This is a genomic window from Williamwhitmania taraxaci (assembly GCF_900096565.1).
GTDB lineage: Bacteria > Bacteroidota > Bacteroidia > Bacteroidales > Williamwhitmaniaceae > Williamwhitmania > Williamwhitmania taraxaci.
The window spans coordinates 14744-31797 of sequence record NZ_FMYP01000047.1 but is presented as its reverse complement, the minus strand read 5'-3'; the positions used below and the strand labels follow the sequence as shown (position 1 = coordinate 31797).

Genomic DNA, 17054 nt, shown 5'->3' with positions numbered 1-17054 from the left:
ATCCCCGTTGGCACACCAAATGCACACTATTACCGCTGATAATGGAAAGGAGTTTGCAGCACATCAGGTTATTGCCGAAAAGTTGCAAATAAATTTTTACTTTGCACGGCCATACCACAGCTGGGAGCGCGGCGCTAACGAGAATGCAAACCGCTTGGTAAGGCAGTATTTCCCGAAGAAAACGGACTTTAAAACGATAACACAAGAGCAGGTTCAGTGGGTCGAAGATATTCTTAACAGTCGGCCTAGAAAAAGGCTAGGGTTTATCTCTCCCCTCTTAACATATAATCAGTTAACCCAAGTTGCATTTGTGAGTTGAATCTTGCATTCATGGCGGCTTTTTATCTCCAGCGATTGCGTAGTAGTATCCTTCGCCTTAACCTCTTTACCCATAAGTTGCGAAAGTTGAAACATCTCCCTGTTTGTCAAGGTTTCTTTCTCCATAAGCTCCTGCATCTTTGCCTGGCGCTTCTCTGCTTTAACGGCAGCTTTTGGCTTAAGATCAACCGTTGTTTTTTCTGATTTCTTCTCCCGTTTTCCCTCTGCCATCGCGGTATTTACCTCTGGAAATGAGGTAGGCGGCTTAAGGGATTTGTTTTCTGCTACCTCTTTATATTTAACCGACGCCGTGTATTTTACATCGCCCTCATTGCCCATAAACTTCCCCGCAATTTCAAAGTAGTGGCTTACCGGAAGCCAAACATTTTTCTCGACCTCCCCAAAATTCTGCTGCATCCGAACAGTGCCAAAAAGCGTTTCCACCGTGAGGTCAAGGCCATGTAGATTCCAAAAATTATCGGCAATGTAGAGGTACCCGGCAACCAGCTGCTTGCTCTTTCGGCGAGGGGTTACCTTTATCTTATTCACCACCACATCGCCCTCCATGTTGAAGCCCTCGTAGGTAAACTTGTAGTGGTTGAAGGCATAAGGAGCCAGCGGTAGAATAATTTCCCCAACCTTAGGTTGGTAAAAGCTGGCATTGATAAAACCCATTGGATCGTCGCTATCGCTGTTGGGAAAATTCGACCGAAGGTATTTCACTTCCTGCTTAAACTTATCGGGCGCAGTAAAGGTCACATTATTAAGAGACTCGCTAAGATATACAACGCCCACCTTAGGAAGTTCATCCTTATCCGCCATTTTGCGCACAATCCAAGTGAACTTCTTTATTTTCATGCTTCCCTTCAGGTAAACCTCCGCCTTAAATGCGGCCACCTGATTTTGATAGAACGGAGCCATTCCAATGGCCCTGCGCATAATGCCATATGCTGGGTCTTCTGAATTCGGAGTAATTCGAACCGCTGCAATTTGGTAAGGCTTTACCTTCATGGTGACGTTGTGTCGAGTAGCCGATGGACCTACCGACACAATCTCCTCAACCGTTTCATAACCTATGCTCTGAAAAACAACACTGTAGTTACCTGGCTCCAGCTTTACTTCATAAACACCAAATTCGTTGGAAGTGGTTCCCAACTTAATTTCTTTAATATAAACAGTAGCGTAGGGAACCGCTGTGCCATTCTGCTCAGCAATTTTTCCATTTAAACTCTGAGCCTGAGTATTGTGGTATATTAAGGATAAACTGAAAGTTAGGAAAAGGATAAAGCGCATAAGAAGCCGTTTTTGTACCTTAGTAAGTCGAACATGTAGTAGAAAAAGTTACACAAGTTAGAACTTATTTTGTGTACAACGAACTCATTAAGACACCTTAGCTTTCCGCCCTTGCTGCTTTGTCTTCATTCCAACTACAATAACCACTACCGAAAGAATTACCAAAACTGCGCCGAAGAGCGACATGGCCGAGAGTTTTTCGTGAAACCAAATCAATCCCACCATAATGGCGGTAAGCGGTTCGAGGGTTCCCAGAATAGCGGTTGGCGTAGAGCCAATTTCCTTAACTGCCAAGATAAGGGTGAAGTTGGAAACGATGGTCGAAATTACTGCCAACCCAAGCAAATTCGCAGCAACAGCGATACTAGGAACTACGACAATACTATTTGTTACTAAGGCAACGAGAAAGAGTATAATGGTTGAAATGGCAAGTACATAAAAAGTAAGCGTGTGGCTATCGATATTTTTAAGTCTCGATTGCTTTAGCCCTACAATATAAATGGCGTAGGTAATCACGGTGATCATGGCAAATACCAGCCCAAACCCAATCCCCGCAGAACCAAAACCGCTTGAGAGAAGAAACACACCAAACAGCGATAGCAGTATTGCTATAGCCACCCCGCTGGTGAGTTTTTCTGGAAAGAAGGTAATCATAATACCGGCCACCATAACCGGGTAAAGGAAGTGAATTGTAGTAGCGACTCCACTAGGTATGTAGCCATACGAAAGTAAGAGAAAAAAAGAGGTCCCTCCGTAGCACAATCCACCGAAAAAGATCAATGGCAGTAATTGTTTGGCTTTTATTCGGAACGATCGGCCTCGAATAACCATATACAAGCCAAAAATGAACGTTGAAATGGCAAAACGGTAGAACAGCACCGACTCAATACCCACTCCCAAATTAGTTGCATTTTTTGCAAAAAGAGGGATAAGCCCGAATGTAGCCGAAGAAATTACTGCGTATAGAACTCCCTTAATGCCCCTCATTTAGCCTACTCCTTTCCACTAAGAGGAGAACGGTAGATCATGGATTTAATCTCCTCAAAGTTTCCCCATCGCTCGGCAACGAAATCAAGCAACTGGAATATTTCGATGGGATCGTTAGCCGTTACCAGCTTAAAGCGCGTCTCCTTAAAATCGGGAAGCCCTTTGAAGTAGGAAGAGAAGTGACGCCGAATTTCGAATACCCCAACCCGATCGCCTTTAATTTCAATGGATTTCCGAAAGTGTTCCTTAGCAATATCGACTCGCTCGATCACTGAAGGTTGTTCCAACACTTCGCCCGAAGCAAGGTAATGCTTCACCTCCTTAAAAATCCATGGTCGGCCATAGGTTGCTCGGCCTATCATGATGCCATCCACACCATATCTATCGAACATCTCCTTTGCCTTAACAGGTCCATCAATATCGCCATTGCCGATAATGGGTATGTGCATTCTCTGATTGTTTTTCACTTGACCAATCAAAGACCAATCTGCCTCGCCCTTATACATTTGAGCACGGGTTCTTCCATGAATTGTAAGCGCTTTTACGCCCACATCCTGCAACCGCTCGGCCAGTTCCACAATTATCCTACTCTCGTCATCATAACCCAACCTAGTCTTAACGGTTACCGGCAATTTAACCGCGTTCACAATTTGGCGCGTCATCTCCACAAGCTTGTCGGGCTCACGCATCATGCCCGAACCTGCTCCGCGAGCTGCAACCTTGCGTACCGGACAGCCAAAGTTTATATCAATCACATTAGGATTGGCCTCTTCAGCCATGCGTGCAGCCTCAACCATCGCATCAATTAAGTGCCCATAGATCTGAATCCCAATTGGCCTCTCGGCATCAGAAATATTAAGTTTATCCAACGATTTCTTGGCATCGCGGATTAAACCATCCGACGAAATAAACTCGGTAAACATCATGTCGGCCCCAAAACGCTTGCACATGTAACGAAACGAGGGGTCGGTTACATCTTCCATGGGAGCCAGAATTACAGGCCTTTCGCCTAAATCGAGCGAATCTATCTTCACAAAATCTATTTTTTTGACAAAGATACCATTTCACAGCAAACCATCAGGACAGGAAATCATGCTTCGATTAAAGAAAAAAACCGCTTACTTTACAACAAAAAATAACCAATGATTAGTAACCGATTTATTACACTATCCAACGGCTCCCGCTTTAGCATTGCAATTATCTTCATTGTTTTTTCAATGTTTTTAGTAGTTGGTTTGACAGACCTCCTTGGTTTCGGAGCACTTCTCGACGGCTCCGCAATAAACACACCCGAAGGGATTACCGCAATGAAGGTGAGCCAAATGGTGCAAACAATCGTAATGTTTTTACTTCCGGCTATACTTCTGGCCCTTGTATTCTCACCAACTCCCCTCGCTTACCTCGGAATAAATAGAGGGGCCATGGCAAAAACATTTCTACTCACCCTTTTGCTTGCCCTTTCTATCTCTCCCGTTATTCGTTTGCTCAGCGATATAAACGAGTTAATTCCAATGCCACAATGGGCTTTGGAAACAGAGGCACGAGTGGAAAAACTCACAATAGCATTTTTGGGCGTAAAAACCATCGGCGGATTGGTATTCAACCTATTCTTGGTAGCAGTACTCCCTGCAATTGCAGAGGAGTTTCTGTTTCGAGGATTATTTCAGCGTATATTTTCCGACTGGACAAAAAATGACCATCTGGCAATATGGTTATCTGCCGCGCTTTTCAGTGCTGTTCACTTCCAGTTCCAAGGCTTTATTCCTCGCCTTTTTCTTGGTGGTCTATTTGGCTATCTATTCCTATTCTCCAAGAGTCTTTGGGTTCCAATTTTCGCGCATTTTATTAACAACTCCATGGTTGTACTCGCATTCTATCTATACAAAACTGGAACAATAACCCAAAATCCGGAAACATACGAAGCCGATCTAGTTTCGCCCTGGACTATATTAATCTCATTGCTGGCCGTGGGATTGGTGCTGTATACTATCCATAAAGATGAAAAAAACCGACTGAAGCCCGCCTAAACACAAAAAATGCCGAACCAAATGGTTCGGCGTTCTCTTTTAAAAGAAAATACTATAGCATCCCTTGCATCGATCGATGGAGTAGAGACAACCCCTGAATTTCGTTTTTCCTAAAAATATATACCACGCCATAATCTTTGGCTTTCTCCCGTCGCGTATCGTCGGATAAGTCCTTAAAGGTAGCCTCCACCTCATTCCATATATTCAGAATAATATCATCGGCAGTATTCCGTAAACCATCCAACTCGGCTTGTGCGCGTGCTGTATTTTGCTGAAACACCTTTTGCTGTTTGTAGGCCTCCTCGAAATTCTCAAACCACACCTTCACCATTGCAATACTGGGATTCATAATAGGAGCCATCCCTTTGGACGTTCGCTGAGTTTCTCCAGTAATGATTTTAATACCCCACTCAACCAATTCCCTGTCGGTAGTTAACGAAGGAAGACGGTTGTTGTAATCTTCTAAACCATAGAATGCTCGGATAGCAACTTTATGGTCGCCCCGCTGAATCGCCATATTAAGAACCTGAATAAAGTGCGATAGGTAAAGACGAGCCTTCTTGGTAACGGAAGTATAATCTTTGTTATACTTCACCTGAATTTCATAAACCTTTTTGTAGCGATCCATGGCCATATCAAAACTGTTAATAAACAACTGAACTCGCTGCGATGTACTTTGACTAAACGCAAGTTTAACGGGAGGAAGGTCTTTCCCTTTACGATAAGCAGTTTTTAACGCTTTTAACCGGGAACTGTCTGTGTTTGGTAGTCGACGATATGGCATAGCAAGAAGTATTACACTTTGGAAAATGAACATTGGTGACATGCGAATATAGCAATTGGAGGATATAAAACAACTCCGTTCGCACATTACCAACAATTGATAAACAGTCGCTTGCACCAAACAACTAATAATTACAGGGCGATCAGGAATCATACTCGTCAAAAAAAATATTTTTTTTTGACGAACGGAGTCAGTGTTTTTGACCTAAAAGTTGCTGCCAAACATATTTTACCACTAAAATTTAAATTCCCTTACAAAAAGATTGTCGAGTTAATTCGGTTAATTTGTCTATTCATTAAGAAATCGTTTGCACTGTAACACGGAAGGATATTATTCTTAATTTTGAGAAACAGTTCATCTAAGACAACTCGCTATGTACGGTAAATTTAAAGATCATCTCCAACAGCAGCTTAAAGAAATAGAAGAGGCTGGTTTGTATAAGAATGAAAGAGTAATCGTATCTCCTCAAAATGCCGAGATCAAAATAAACACAGGCCAACAAGTGTTGAACTTTTGCGCCAACAACTACCTTGGGCTATCCGACCATCCTCGCCTACTGGCCGCAGCAAAAAAATCGCTCGACACCCACGGATTTGGCATGTCTTCGGTAAGGTTTATATGCGGAACACAAGATTCTCACAAAGAGTTGGAAAAACGCATATCCCACTACTTCGGAACAGAAGACACCATCCTATACATAGCCTGTTTCGATGCCAACGGTGGCGTTTTTGAGCCACTTCTCGGCGAGGAGGATGCCATAATATCCGATTCTCTTAACCACGCCTCCATCATCGACGGAGTGCGCCTTTGCAAAGCAGTAAGGTATCGCTATTCCAACGCCAACATGGAAGATCTGGAAGAGCAACTTAAACTGGCACAGGCCCAGCGCTTCCGCTTGATCGTTACCGATGGTGTTTTCTCCATGGACGGCAACGTGTGCCCGCTCGACAAAATCTACGCATTAGCAGAAAAGTATAACGCCATGATTATGGTGGACGAAAGCCACTCAGCCGGCGTTGTAGGGCCTACCGGAAGGGGCGTAACCGAGCAGTTTAAGCTACACGGTAAAATCGACATCATCACAGGAACCTTAGGAAAAGCATTTGGCGGTGGTTGTGGCGGTTTCACAACTGGGAAAAAAGAAATTATTGACCTTCTTCGCCAGCGCTCTCGCCCTTATCTTTTCTCCAACTCGGTTCCACCGTCTATTGTTGGCGCAAGCATCGAAACATTTAACGTGCTAGAGGAAAGCAATGTACTTCACGACAAGCTAGTAAGAAATACAAAATATTTTGCAGAGAAAATGATAGCGGCTGGATTCGACTGTAAACCAACCCAAAGCGCTATTGTGGCTGTAATGCTCTACGACGCAAAACTCTCGCAGGACATGGCTGCGGAACTGCTTAAAGAAGGTATCTACGTTATTGGGTTCTACTTCCCTGTTGTTCCAAAAGGGCAGGCACGTATCCGCGTTCAAGTTTCAGCAGCTCATGAAATGGAACACCTAGATAAATGCATTGCTGCCTTTACTAAGGTTGGCAAAAAACTAGGCGTAATAAAATAACGCCTTCACCGCCTAAATATTACAGGGGATCCAATTGGATCCCTTCCGTTTTTAAGTTTTGTACAGGCAATAATGTAAAAAGTATTGCAACTGCGTCTACATTACCATCAGATTAAATCATCGACACAGAAAGATAAACAGTTTGAAAGACACAAAGGTATATTAACAAAAAAACCGGCCATACAGCCGGTCTTTTTTATTTAAACCAAACACTATGCAAAACTTTGATACTTCCGAACCCGAGGATTTATGCACATAATCGGAACATGTTCTGTAGTTTGTTCCTCTGTCTTAGTACGCACATACTTGTCGTATTTATCGGACATAATCAGAATTAAATCAGCGTCAATATTGTTAGCGAAGCTATAAATCTCTTCAGTATAACTCTTATTTTTCTTCGCTGTCTTTATACCGTATACAATCTTATTTCCATCAAGCATTTTCTTTGTAAAGAAAATATTAGAGGCCATACTACGCTTCTTTGTCTCGTCGTTAAGGTATGGCTTAATAAGGTTGATGTTGCATTGGTAGTATTTGGAAAGGTGAATAATCCAGTGAACAGTTTCCTTATATTTTTTGTCAGGGTCAATAGGAACAACTATTTCAATATAGTGTGAATGGGCTGGAGGCGCCTCTACCACAAGAAAAGGAACAATGGCATCCTTTATACCGCGCAAAAATCTGGAAGAGTCAATGGATTTTTTGGATGAAACGGCATACGTCTTATAAACAATAACCAAGTTCACCAAACCACCTGCAAGCAATTCAATCACTGCTTTTTTTAAACTCCCTGCAGAAACGAGAACATCGGGACGCATACCGTATTTTTGGTTGAGTCGCTCAGCTTCCTCCTTTAATAGATGACGAGCCACATCCACCTTCTTCTGCCTAACCTTACTCCCCTCAAATAACTTTGGGGGAATCATGTGGAACAGAAGAATATCATTGGATGCTACACGTGCAAGCTGAATTGCATGCTGGAAGGCCAACTCTGCAGATTCTGTGAAATCCCAAGGTACTAGTATTATTTTTTGTTTCTCGTCCATAGCACTTTATGCCATAATAATCAACGATAAATATAGTAAAATTAATGCAACCTACAATAATTTCCTGAAATTTTATGTAACCCCAGTAATAATCACGCTTTTAATCTTTTCAAGTTGAATATTCTTGTTGACATTTCGGAGTTTTTGAGCCGTATTTGTAAAATATTGGTGCTTCTCTATAAACTTTACCTGCATTCCATTCCAGTCGGCCATACTATTAATACGTCCATGCTCCTGCAATTCTTTAAACAAATTATTTGAAACTGGAAGAAAATCCATCCGGCCCAAGTAATCAAGATCAGCATCACAAATTATTCGTTCATACAAATTTTGAGGCTTCGGGGGCATTTTAGTTGCCATGATAGTTTTTGAGATGATTTCAATTTGTTGCGACGAATAAAGGTATTTTGGCAATATCTCCTTGGCCAACTTTACACCCATCTCCTCGTGGTAGTCATAATCGACCAGATGACCCGCATCGTGTAAAAGAGCAGCCGTACGTATAAGCAGCAACTCTTCGTCGCTCAGCCCTTCCGCCTTTCCTATAAGCTCAACCTGTGTGTAAACGTCAACCGTATGTTTGAGATTGTGGTAATACAAATTTTTTGGCAATCCCTTTTCCAACATATCGAGAACAAATTCCTCCAAATCGCCCAGTCGGAGCAGTTGAAGTTGTACAACAAACGCATTGTTGGGAAGAAATAAACAAGTGGGATGAGAGAAATGCGGAATTATTCCTTCAACGAAATACATATCAATATCGCCCCTGTTTTTCACTGGCATCTTGCCGCGATACTTGCAATTGAAATACTCCTTTACAAAAAGAAATGTGTTTCCTGTAATATTGATTTTACCTCCGTCTGACGATGACTCCATCCGGCTTGCCACATTTACCGTAGTGCCCCAAATATCATACGATGGCTTCAGGCTGCCGATGGTACCAGCAATAACGGGTCCAGTATCAATACCGATTCGCAATGACCAAACCTCTTGCCCTTTGTTGGCCTGCAAGTCTTTCATGAAAGCATTCATCTGAAGAGCGGCCAACACAACCTCCACCGGATTAGTTCGGTTCTTTATAGGAATACCACCAGCGCACATGTAGGCGTCGCCAATGGTCTTTATCTTTTCAATATTATAATGCTGTACTACCGCGTCAAACTTTAAAAAAAACCTATCCAATTCATCGATGAGACTTTCCGGATTCATCGTATCCACAATTTGGGTAAAGCCTTCAATGTCGGCAAAGAGAACAGTCACCATTTTGAATTTTTGCGTCTCTGTTTTATTCGACAAAACGGAGACATCGGGGCGAACTTCCGTTATTACCCTACTAAAAAGGTTGTTGTTGCGGTCAATCTCTCGCAATAGTTCTTGCTCTTTTTGCATTAATACCGTATTTAAATCATGCAAAGCGCGCCTTTTCCTTATTACTAGAGCGTAAAAACCACCCACCAAAACTATATTAAGGAGAACAGATGCAATCGCAACAACTATATATAGACTCATTTTTAAGATGTTACGTATACAATACTTATAATATCGTTTGCAACTAATATAAACCATTCAGCAATATGTTTCCTACGAAATCCATGAAAATATTTCGTTTGTGGTTCCTAACTACATTAAAATACTTACCTTGTAGCCTACTTATCAAGTTGATTTTTTTCTGAAAACAATGCCATTTCAAAACATTCCGCCGTATGAAAAACACCGGAGTTACAATTCTTGTCCCCTACGATTTTTCGCAAGTAGCCGACTACGCGCTTCAGCACGCCATACGCGTTTCACAGGTGGTAAATCAGCCTATTACCCTTCTCCATATTGTAAATGGATTGAGTGACCATAAGTTGATGCAAGAAAAATTATCGAAGGTAGCAAGTCAATCGGCCGCACGGTTTGGCCTTGAACCAATTGCACTAATTAAAGAAGGTAGTATATTTGTACAAATCGCCGAAGTGGCTCGAGAGATTAACGCTAGCATGGTAATTATGGGATCCCATAGTATCCGTGGTAAAGAAGAAATATCCGGAAGCCTTGCCCACAAGGTAATTATTTCATCGAGTGTGCCCTTTGTAACCATACAAGAACCACCCATCAACAAGCGCTACGACGAAATTATTTTCCCTATTGATTTTACCGAACAAAACAGGGAGAAACATTCCTGGATTAGCTACTTCTGCACATACTATGTTTCCCGATTTCACTTAATAAAACCATATATAGTTGACCCACAGCTGCAGTGTAGGGTTGACCTTAACATGGCATCGGCTCGGAAATTCCTAGACGAACTTGGAGCAAAATATATTGAATATGATGTAAAAGGTGAAAAAAATTATGCCGAGGAGGTACTCGAAATTGCCGTAAATATTCGCGCCGATCTCATCGTGTTAATGACTACACCAAAAGATAACGAGGATAAGTTTATTGTGGAGCCACATGAGCAGTTTATCATTGCCAATGCAGGCCATATCCCGGTCATGAGCATCAATCCAACTACTTAAGCTATGAAGGGCAGAAATGCCCTTCCATCAAACAAGAGCCCAATTCTAAGTTAGTCGTTAGGGCTGGCCCATTACTTTGTTTAAAAATTATCCCTGTTATTTACTGTGAGAATAGTTTTTGCTACCCAAAACCAAAATAAACTCCGGGAGGTTCAAGCACTGCTCGGCGACAACTTTCAGTTGGTTGACCTTACCCAGTTGAATTTTCATGACGATATTCCCGAGAACCAGCCTACAATCCGAGGAAATGCATCGGAAAAAGCATGGTTTATCTACAACAAATTTGGCATCTCCTGCTTTGCCGACGATACAGGTCTTGAGATTGATGCCCTGAACGGCGCACCAGGTGTTTACTCCGCCCGCTATGCCGGACCAGGAAGAGATGCTCATGACAATTTGCTAAAGGTTCTATCCGAAATGAAAGACTCGAAAAATCGAGATGCTAGATTCAAGACAATTCTTTCGCTTATCCTCGATGGAAAAGAATTCTTTTTTGAAGGGATAGTACAAGGTAAAATTCTCGAGCGTGAGAAAGGTATTGACGGATTTGGATATGATCCCATTTTTGTGCCTAACGGCTATGAACAAACCTTTGCCGAGATGCCACTAGCACTTAAAAACGAGATTAGTCATAGAGGAATAGCATTCAAAGCCCTCAACAACTACCTAAAACAAAACTCAATCAGGTAAGCAGCAACAACATTACCCTCCATTATACGTTTTTCAAGAAAAGCTAATGCTCAAATATACTATCCTCTCTATACTCTGCTGTATAACCATAGCCGTCAAAGGCCAAGTTTCCCCCGGAAAATGGCAAGATCATTTTTCCTACTCAAGCGTGAAAGGAATTTTGGTAACAGAGGACAAAGCATATGTTCCAACTGAAGAGGGTTACTTCATTTACAACAAGAATTCGGGCGAAATAGAAAAAAAATCTCGCGTTACAGGCCTCTCTTCCTATGGTGTATCGTCTCTTGCCGTATTCGATGAAATAAATACAATAGCAGTTGGGTATAGCGATGGAAGTATTGATCTTGTTAAAGATGGAAAAGTTACGGCCATCATCGATATTAAGGAAAAGAAAATCCCAGGAGATCGATCTATTTATTCGATGCTTCTGTTCAATGGAAACATATACGCAGCTACTGGGTTTGGGATTGTAGTAATTGATCCTGCCATTCCGGAGATTAAAGATACCTATTATATTGGCAGTGGGGGCTCATCCATTTCGGTCTATTCTCTTCTCCAATTTAACGGAAGTTTTTATGCAGCAACATCCGACGGACTTAAGTATGCCTCCATCTCCGATCCTCTACTCTACTATTTCGAGCAATGGAAAAACACCTCCCCACCTTCCTCTGGAAATAAGTTTATAGGACTCGCCAGTAGTGGAAACACCCTATACGCACAAGAAAAAGGCTTAAATGGGTTTAACGACAAGGTTTATCAATTTGTAACCGGAGGCGGATGGACTACCCTTGCTTCGACCCAAACAGAAATAACATCCATTAGTGCAACGGCACAAGGGGTTTGTGTTACTGGAAAAAAAAGAATTGAAATATTCTCAAACGGAGGCCTTCAAACTGTAAATACATTCGGCCTATACTCTTTTGATCCTTGCTATTCGTATTTTGATGGAAATTACCTATGGAGTGCTGACAATTCGAACGGGCTTGTAAAATACAAATCAGGCGATGCCCAAAACTTTAAGCCCAACGGTCCATACAGCAACGAAGCATTCCGAGGTAACTGGGTCAATGGCACCCTTGTGGTGTCGCGTGGAGGCTTCGACGATGTGGGGGCAAGTAGTTGGAATGGATTACTCATAAATATTTACAGGAACAACCAGTGGCAAAGCCAATGGGGAACTGGTAACGATGGCTACCTTCCCGCAATAAATCCCACCGATCCCACCGAGATATCAGTATCCGGCTGGGGTAGTGGAATTACAAAATTCAAAAACGACCAATTCTCCATACTTTACGGCGAAAGTAACAGCACTTTAATATCGATTTATCCCGGAGAACCCTACATTCGCTGTCGTGGTATTTGCTACGATTCCGATGGAAACCTATGGGTCAATAACGCGGGAGCGGTAAAACCCATTTCGGTTTTAAAACCAGATGGAACATGGACAGCAATTTCGGTTGGTGGATCTATTAACGCGGATAGACTTGGAACCATGTTCTTTCATGAAACCACTGGTCACCTCTGGATGAGCCTTCCAAAAACGGGTGTATTTGTATACGACAAAGGGGCCGATCCATTTTCAGAGAGCGACGACAGATACCTAAGAATCCCTCTTACTGACCCGTCGGGAGTACCACTCTCCAACGACATACTCTCCATGGCCCAAGACAATGAAGGTAAAATTTGGATTGGCACCCAAGAGGGTGTTGAAGTTATATACAATGCCGAATCAGCATTCCGTCAGGCCATTACAGCACAGCGCATAAAAATACCCATTGAGATAGAAGGACAAGCAGCCTATTTGCTGAAAACGGATGCCGTATCGGCCATTGCCGTTGATGGTGCAAACCGCAAATGGTTTGGAACAATGCGGAGCGGAGCCTATCTCCAATCGGCCGATGGAGTAGACCAGATTTTGGCTTTCAATACCGATAATAGTCCACTCCCCTCCAACAGCATACTAGATATTACTATCGACCAAGACAACGGCGAAGTTTTCTTCATTACAGATAAAGGCGTAATTAGTTACCGAGGCGATGCCATCCGAGGAGGAGCAGAGTTCGGAAAGGTTTATGCTTTTCCAAACCCAGTAAGAGAGAATTTCAATGGAAAAATCACCATTGTTGGACTTATCCCCAAGGCTACGGTAAAAATCACCGATATTAACGGATACCTAGTTTTTGAAGGTGAATCGCTTGGTGGAGAAATACAATGGGATGGAAAAAATTTAAATGGAAGACGAGTAAATACCGGAGTTTACCTGATTTTTTGCTCCGATGCCGAAGGGGAAAAGAGTGCGGTGAGCAAGTTGTTGTTCATTCATTAAATACATGGTTGACTACAGCAAATTGCGGGGAATAGTGCTCTCGAGCGTAAAGTATGGCGAGAGCAGCCTCATTGTTCAAGTATATACTGACCAAGGCGGCAGGCAAAGTTTCATGGTCAACGGCGTTGCTCGCAAGGGCAAGCGACCTGGAAAAATCGTTCTATTTCAACCACTTTCACTCCTCGAAATTGTTGCAGTTCCCCCGAAAAAAAGCACTCTTCTTCGAGTAAAAGAGGTTATCAATCCGTTTCCTGGCCTATATGTAAATGCCGACTTGCGAAAAGGAGCCATTGCTGTTTTCCTTGCGGAACTGCTATCCAAAACAATGCGCGAAGAGGAACCCAATGAATCGCTTTTTGCATTTCTATGGTCTTCAATACAGATGCTAGACGTGGTTGAAGAAGGCGTAGCCAATTTTCATTTGGTTTTTATGGCCCAACTCACGCGTTTTCTTGGCTTCTTCCCCACAATATCGGCCGATACGTCCAGCACAATATTCTTCGATATTAAAAATGGCGTTTTTAGAAACACGCTACCATCGCACCCGGTAGTAATACTTGATCCATTGAGTTCGCTTCTGCTAAAAGTATTTGAGGGATCGTTTTCCGACCTAAACAAAATTGGGTTGAATAATACACATCGCAATCTTCTGGCAGAGGGATTGGTAGATTATTTCCAACACCACATGGATGGTGTTAGCAATTTGAAGTCGCTGGCCGTTCTTAAAGAGGTTTTTAACTAGTCTAGTTTGTGGTTCAGGAAAAAATCGCCAACAAATTCTAGACTTCACCTTAGTTTTACTAATGGTGTAGTTGATTGGCGCCACTTCTTTTTGTCTCGAAAAGAAATTTTCACTTCGCCAATTTAGGATAATGCTAAATTTCGTATCTTAGAAAAAACATTTACTATGTATAAAACCGTTGCTGTACATGCTCGCTCAACCTATTGGACCAGTTTTCCTGTATCGGGAGAGGAGTATAGTGTTGTAGATGCCAACGACTTGGCCAAGGAGGTAGAAAATGCCTGCAATGCATTGGCACAGGAAGGATATGAGGTAATTGCCATTAGCCCCATAACTTCCGGAAGTGTCTCAAATGGAAGTGGGTATATCCAAGCAGAATCGGTTTTAATAACCGGCAAGATGCTAGTTAAGAGATAATCCCATTAAAAGAATATCGTCTACCTGTTTGCTGTCGCCCATCCATGTTTGAAGGGTTGCTTCAAGAATCTCCTTGTGCCTACTGATGGGCTCCCCGTGAAGCGAAATCAATTCTCGCTTAAGATTGTGCTGAAGAAATTTCCCACCCTTCGGCCCACCCACTTGGTCGCCAAAACCGTCGCTCATGAGATAGATAACATCTCCAGATAGGGTGTTAATTACTCTAGTTTCAAAAGGTTTATCCATCAACGGATGAAATCCAATGGGCATCTTCTGCCCCTTTACCTCCCATAACGCTTTCCCCTCCATCTCAAAAACCAGTATGGCAGCCTCATGCGGCATCTCCAAATGAACTTCGCGCACCAAAAACAACGAACAATATGCCCCTGCAAAATGAAGTTGGTGCTCCTTTTTATTATAGGCGCACAATGCCATATCAATACCATCCAAAGATTCCCTTGCCGAACCGGTTTGGTGCAGCATTTCCACAATAGCTAAACGCATCTGACTAAGAATGGCAGCTGGATCGGTAAGCTGATTGCGAGCAACCAATTCGTTGAGCGAACTAATACCCAATAAGCTCATAAAGGCTCCAGGAACACCATGGCCCGTACAATCTGCAGCAGCAAATAAATCAATCTCCCGCTGCTCCGAAATCCAATAGAAGTCGCCGCTCACGAATGCCTTGGGCTTATATATAATAAAGTATTCGGAGAATACCCTCATCAACGCCTCATGGTTAGGTAATAGTGCCGTCTGGATTCTTCCAGCATACCGAATTGAATCGGTAATGACTTTTTGTTGCCCTGCGATTTTATCGCGCTGAAGAGTAGTAACGTCATGCTGCATTTTTATCTCATCACGCTGATTCTCAATCTCTTCTTTTTGAGCTAGAATGGCTTGGTTGTTCGCCTCCAAAATAACATTAGTTCTACGCTTCTCCTCATTCCGTTTAAGTAAAACAAGTGCTAGAGCCAGAGAAAGGAGCAAACCAACACCAATGGTCACAGAGACAAGCCGCTGCCGTTGAAGGCGGGCATACTGGAGAACATCCGCATGCTGCTGTTGTAACTCACGTTCTTTAATCTGCTTCTCTAGAGCATATTTCTCTTCCATACGCATTACTTGTTGCCTATTCAGGCTGTCGCGCAAAGAAGAGAATTTAATGTATTGCCGTATAGCCTCTTTTAACTGCCCTTTTTGTGAATAGGCAATAGCTTTGGCTAAAAATATATCTTTTTTATCTTGTCGAAGATTCTGTCGTGTAGCAATTTTTTCAGCCTCATTAAGTAAGACCAACGATTGTTGAGGCTGCTTCTGCTTTATTTTCACCAATCCTAAATAGCGATAGAGGGAGGCCAAATCCAAGCTATCGCCAATCTCCCTTTTAATTTTAAGGGAAGCCTCGATACTTTTCTCAGCTTTACTATAGCGTCCAAGTTTATAAAGAATTATCCCTATATTTCCTTTGGCCATGGAGGCTCCATACAAATTCCCCGCCGAAATATTGGTGAGATAAACTAGTAGATTTTGTACATAGGCTTCATCAATCTTTCCAAGGAGTAAACTGATAGCTGCATTTTCACTTAAGCATAGCGTAATGCCATTGACATCACCCTTACCATGATTTAAATGACGATACTGCGCCATTGATTTGGTTAGGTATTCCAAAGCCTTCTCGGGTTCGTTAGAAATACGGAAAAGCCGCGCAATATTTAATGCCGACCACGCGATACCCTCCTTATCTTTAACCTTTTCGTAGAGATCCAAAGCTTTCAAACTATGCTCTAATGCGCCCGTATAATTGCCGAAAAGTCGATTTATGCTCGAAATATTGGTGAGACTACGAGCTATTTCATCCTCATTATTAACGCTTCGATTCAGGGTTAAGGCTTTATTGTAATTTTGAAGTGCCTCTGGATAGGCCCCTTTTAGCTGGAATACATTTCCAATCCGATTCAACGCTTTAGACTCACCGGCAGTTAGCCCCAACCGTTTGTAGATCCGTAAGGCCTTGTTAAACTCATCCAAAGCTGGATCAAAATCATTGGAAGTATAGTGCAAGTATCCTAAGGCAAAGTAACTTTCGGCAGTAAGCTCTCCAATGCTCAATTTCTGAGATTGCTCCAATGCTCTATTTGCCCAATATAATGCCCTACGGGGATAATCAATTCGCTGAACCGAACTAATCTGAAGCATGACTGGAATTTGTTCAGAAGGAGAAGCAGTGGAAAGTTGATTGAATAAGCGCAGGGTATCAACCTTTTCGGCAAACACCGTAAGCGAAAGTATTGGGAAAAGTATTGCAAAAAAAAGTAGCTTTCTCATAAACGCGTAATTGCTCGACTAAAGTAGG

Annotated in this window: 15 protein-coding genes; 8 read left to right on the top strand and 7 right to left on the bottom strand. The window is 42.5% G+C overall.

The window, feature by feature from the left end; genetic code table 11:
* A partial coding sequence (locus BLS65_RS12155) for an IS30 family transposase (RefSeq protein ID WP_125869826.1) occupies positions 1 to 319 on the top strand: 319 nt, incomplete at its 5' end.
* On the opposite strand, the gene BLS65_RS12150 is transcribed toward BLS65_RS12155, so the two are convergent.
* The 3 genes from BLS65_RS12150 to dusB form a co-directional block, all read right to left on the bottom strand.
* Positions 289 to 1611, bottom strand: coding sequence for a DUF5686 family protein (locus tag BLS65_RS12150; RefSeq protein ID WP_092439373.1), 1323 nt, complete (start codon positions 1609 to 1611; stop codon positions 289 to 291). The two genes, BLS65_RS12155 and BLS65_RS12150, sit on opposite strands and share 31 nt — an antisense overlap.
* 87 nt (positions 1612 to 1698) lie before the next feature.
* Positions 1699 to 2598 (bottom strand): EamA family transporter, encoded by a 900-nt coding sequence (locus tag BLS65_RS12145; RefSeq protein ID WP_092439371.1) that lies wholly within the window; start codon positions 2596 to 2598, stop codon positions 1699 to 1701.
* Positions 2599 to 2603: 5 nt separating this feature from the next.
* Positions 2604 to 3632: a tRNA dihydrouridine synthase DusB gene (gene dusB, locus BLS65_RS12140; RefSeq protein WP_092439368.1), complete on the bottom strand. Its 1029-nt coding sequence runs from the start codon at positions 3630 to 3632 to the stop codon at positions 2604 to 2606.
* A gap of 108 nt (positions 3633 to 3740) precedes the next feature.
* On the opposite strand from dusB, the gene BLS65_RS12135 reads away from it, so the two are divergent.
* Positions 3741 to 4625, top strand: coding sequence for a CPBP family intramembrane glutamic endopeptidase (locus BLS65_RS12135; RefSeq protein ID WP_092439365.1), 885 nt, complete (start codon positions 3741 to 3743; stop codon positions 4623 to 4625).
* A gap of 52 nt (positions 4626 to 4677) precedes the next feature.
* On the opposite strand, the gene BLS65_RS12130 is transcribed toward BLS65_RS12135, so the two are convergent.
* Positions 4678 to 5409 (bottom strand): hypothetical protein, encoded by a 732-nt coding sequence (locus tag BLS65_RS12130; RefSeq protein WP_125869857.1) that lies wholly within the window; start codon positions 5407 to 5409, stop codon positions 4678 to 4680.
* 373 nt (positions 5410 to 5782) lie between these two features.
* Here BLS65_RS12130 and kbl point away from each other — a divergent pair, with 373 nt between their 5' ends.
* A complete protein-coding gene (kbl, locus tag BLS65_RS12125) occupies positions 5783 to 6973 on the top strand; it encodes a glycine C-acetyltransferase (RefSeq protein WP_092439361.1) in 1191 nt (396 codons plus the stop codon).
* Between the two features lie 212 nt (positions 6974 to 7185).
* Here the strand turns inward: kbl and BLS65_RS12120 are convergent, their stop codons facing one another.
* Together BLS65_RS12120 and BLS65_RS12115 are read right to left on the bottom strand one after the other, a co-directional pair.
* Positions 7186 to 8019, bottom strand: a complete 834-nt coding sequence (locus BLS65_RS12120) for a universal stress protein (protein ID WP_092439359.1) — start codon at positions 8017 to 8019, stop codon at positions 7186 to 7188.
* Positions 8020 to 8091: 72 nt separating this feature from the next.
* Positions 8092 to 9408 carry an adenylate/guanylate cyclase domain-containing protein gene (locus BLS65_RS12115; protein WP_212590546.1) on the bottom strand — a complete coding sequence of 439 codons (1317 nt, stop codon included), beginning with the start codon at positions 9406 to 9408 and terminating at the stop codon, positions 8092 to 8094.
* A gap of 314 nt (positions 9409 to 9722) precedes the next feature.
* Here BLS65_RS12115 and BLS65_RS12110 point away from each other — a divergent pair, with 314 nt between their 5' ends.
* From BLS65_RS12110 to BLS65_RS12090, 5 genes are all read left to right on the top strand, one after another.
* Positions 9723 to 10523 carry a universal stress protein gene (locus tag BLS65_RS12110; protein ID WP_092439354.1) on the top strand — a complete coding sequence of 267 codons (801 nt, stop codon included), beginning with the start codon at positions 9723 to 9725 and terminating at the stop codon, positions 10521 to 10523.
* A gap of 105 nt (positions 10524 to 10628) precedes the next feature.
* Complete coding sequence (gene rdgB, locus BLS65_RS12105) at positions 10629 to 11213, top strand: RdgB/HAM1 family non-canonical purine NTP pyrophosphatase (RefSeq protein WP_092439352.1); 585 nt, start codon at positions 10629 to 10631, stop codon at positions 11211 to 11213.
* Positions 11214 to 11259: 46 nt separating this feature from the next.
* Positions 11260 to 13539, top strand: coding sequence for a type IX secretion system anionic LPS delivery protein PorZ (gene porZ / locus BLS65_RS12100; RefSeq protein ID WP_092439350.1), 2280 nt, complete (start codon positions 11260 to 11262; stop codon positions 13537 to 13539).
* A gap of 4 nt (positions 13540 to 13543) precedes the next feature.
* Positions 13544 to 14281, top strand: coding sequence for a DNA repair protein RecO (gene recO, locus BLS65_RS12095; protein WP_092439348.1), 738 nt, complete (start codon positions 13544 to 13546; stop codon positions 14279 to 14281).
* A gap of 165 nt (positions 14282 to 14446) precedes the next feature.
* A complete protein-coding gene (locus BLS65_RS12090; RefSeq protein ID WP_092439346.1) occupies positions 14447 to 14698 on the top strand; it encodes a hypothetical protein in 252 nt (83 codons plus the stop codon).
* Here the strand turns inward: BLS65_RS12090 and BLS65_RS12085 are convergent.
* Positions 14684 to 17026 carry a tetratricopeptide repeat protein gene (locus BLS65_RS12085; RefSeq protein WP_092439344.1) on the bottom strand — a complete coding sequence of 781 codons (2343 nt, stop codon included), beginning with the start codon at positions 17024 to 17026 and terminating at the stop codon, positions 14684 to 14686. The genes BLS65_RS12090 and BLS65_RS12085 overlap by 15 nt on opposite strands.
* Between the last annotated feature and the right edge of the window lie 28 nt (positions 17027 to 17054).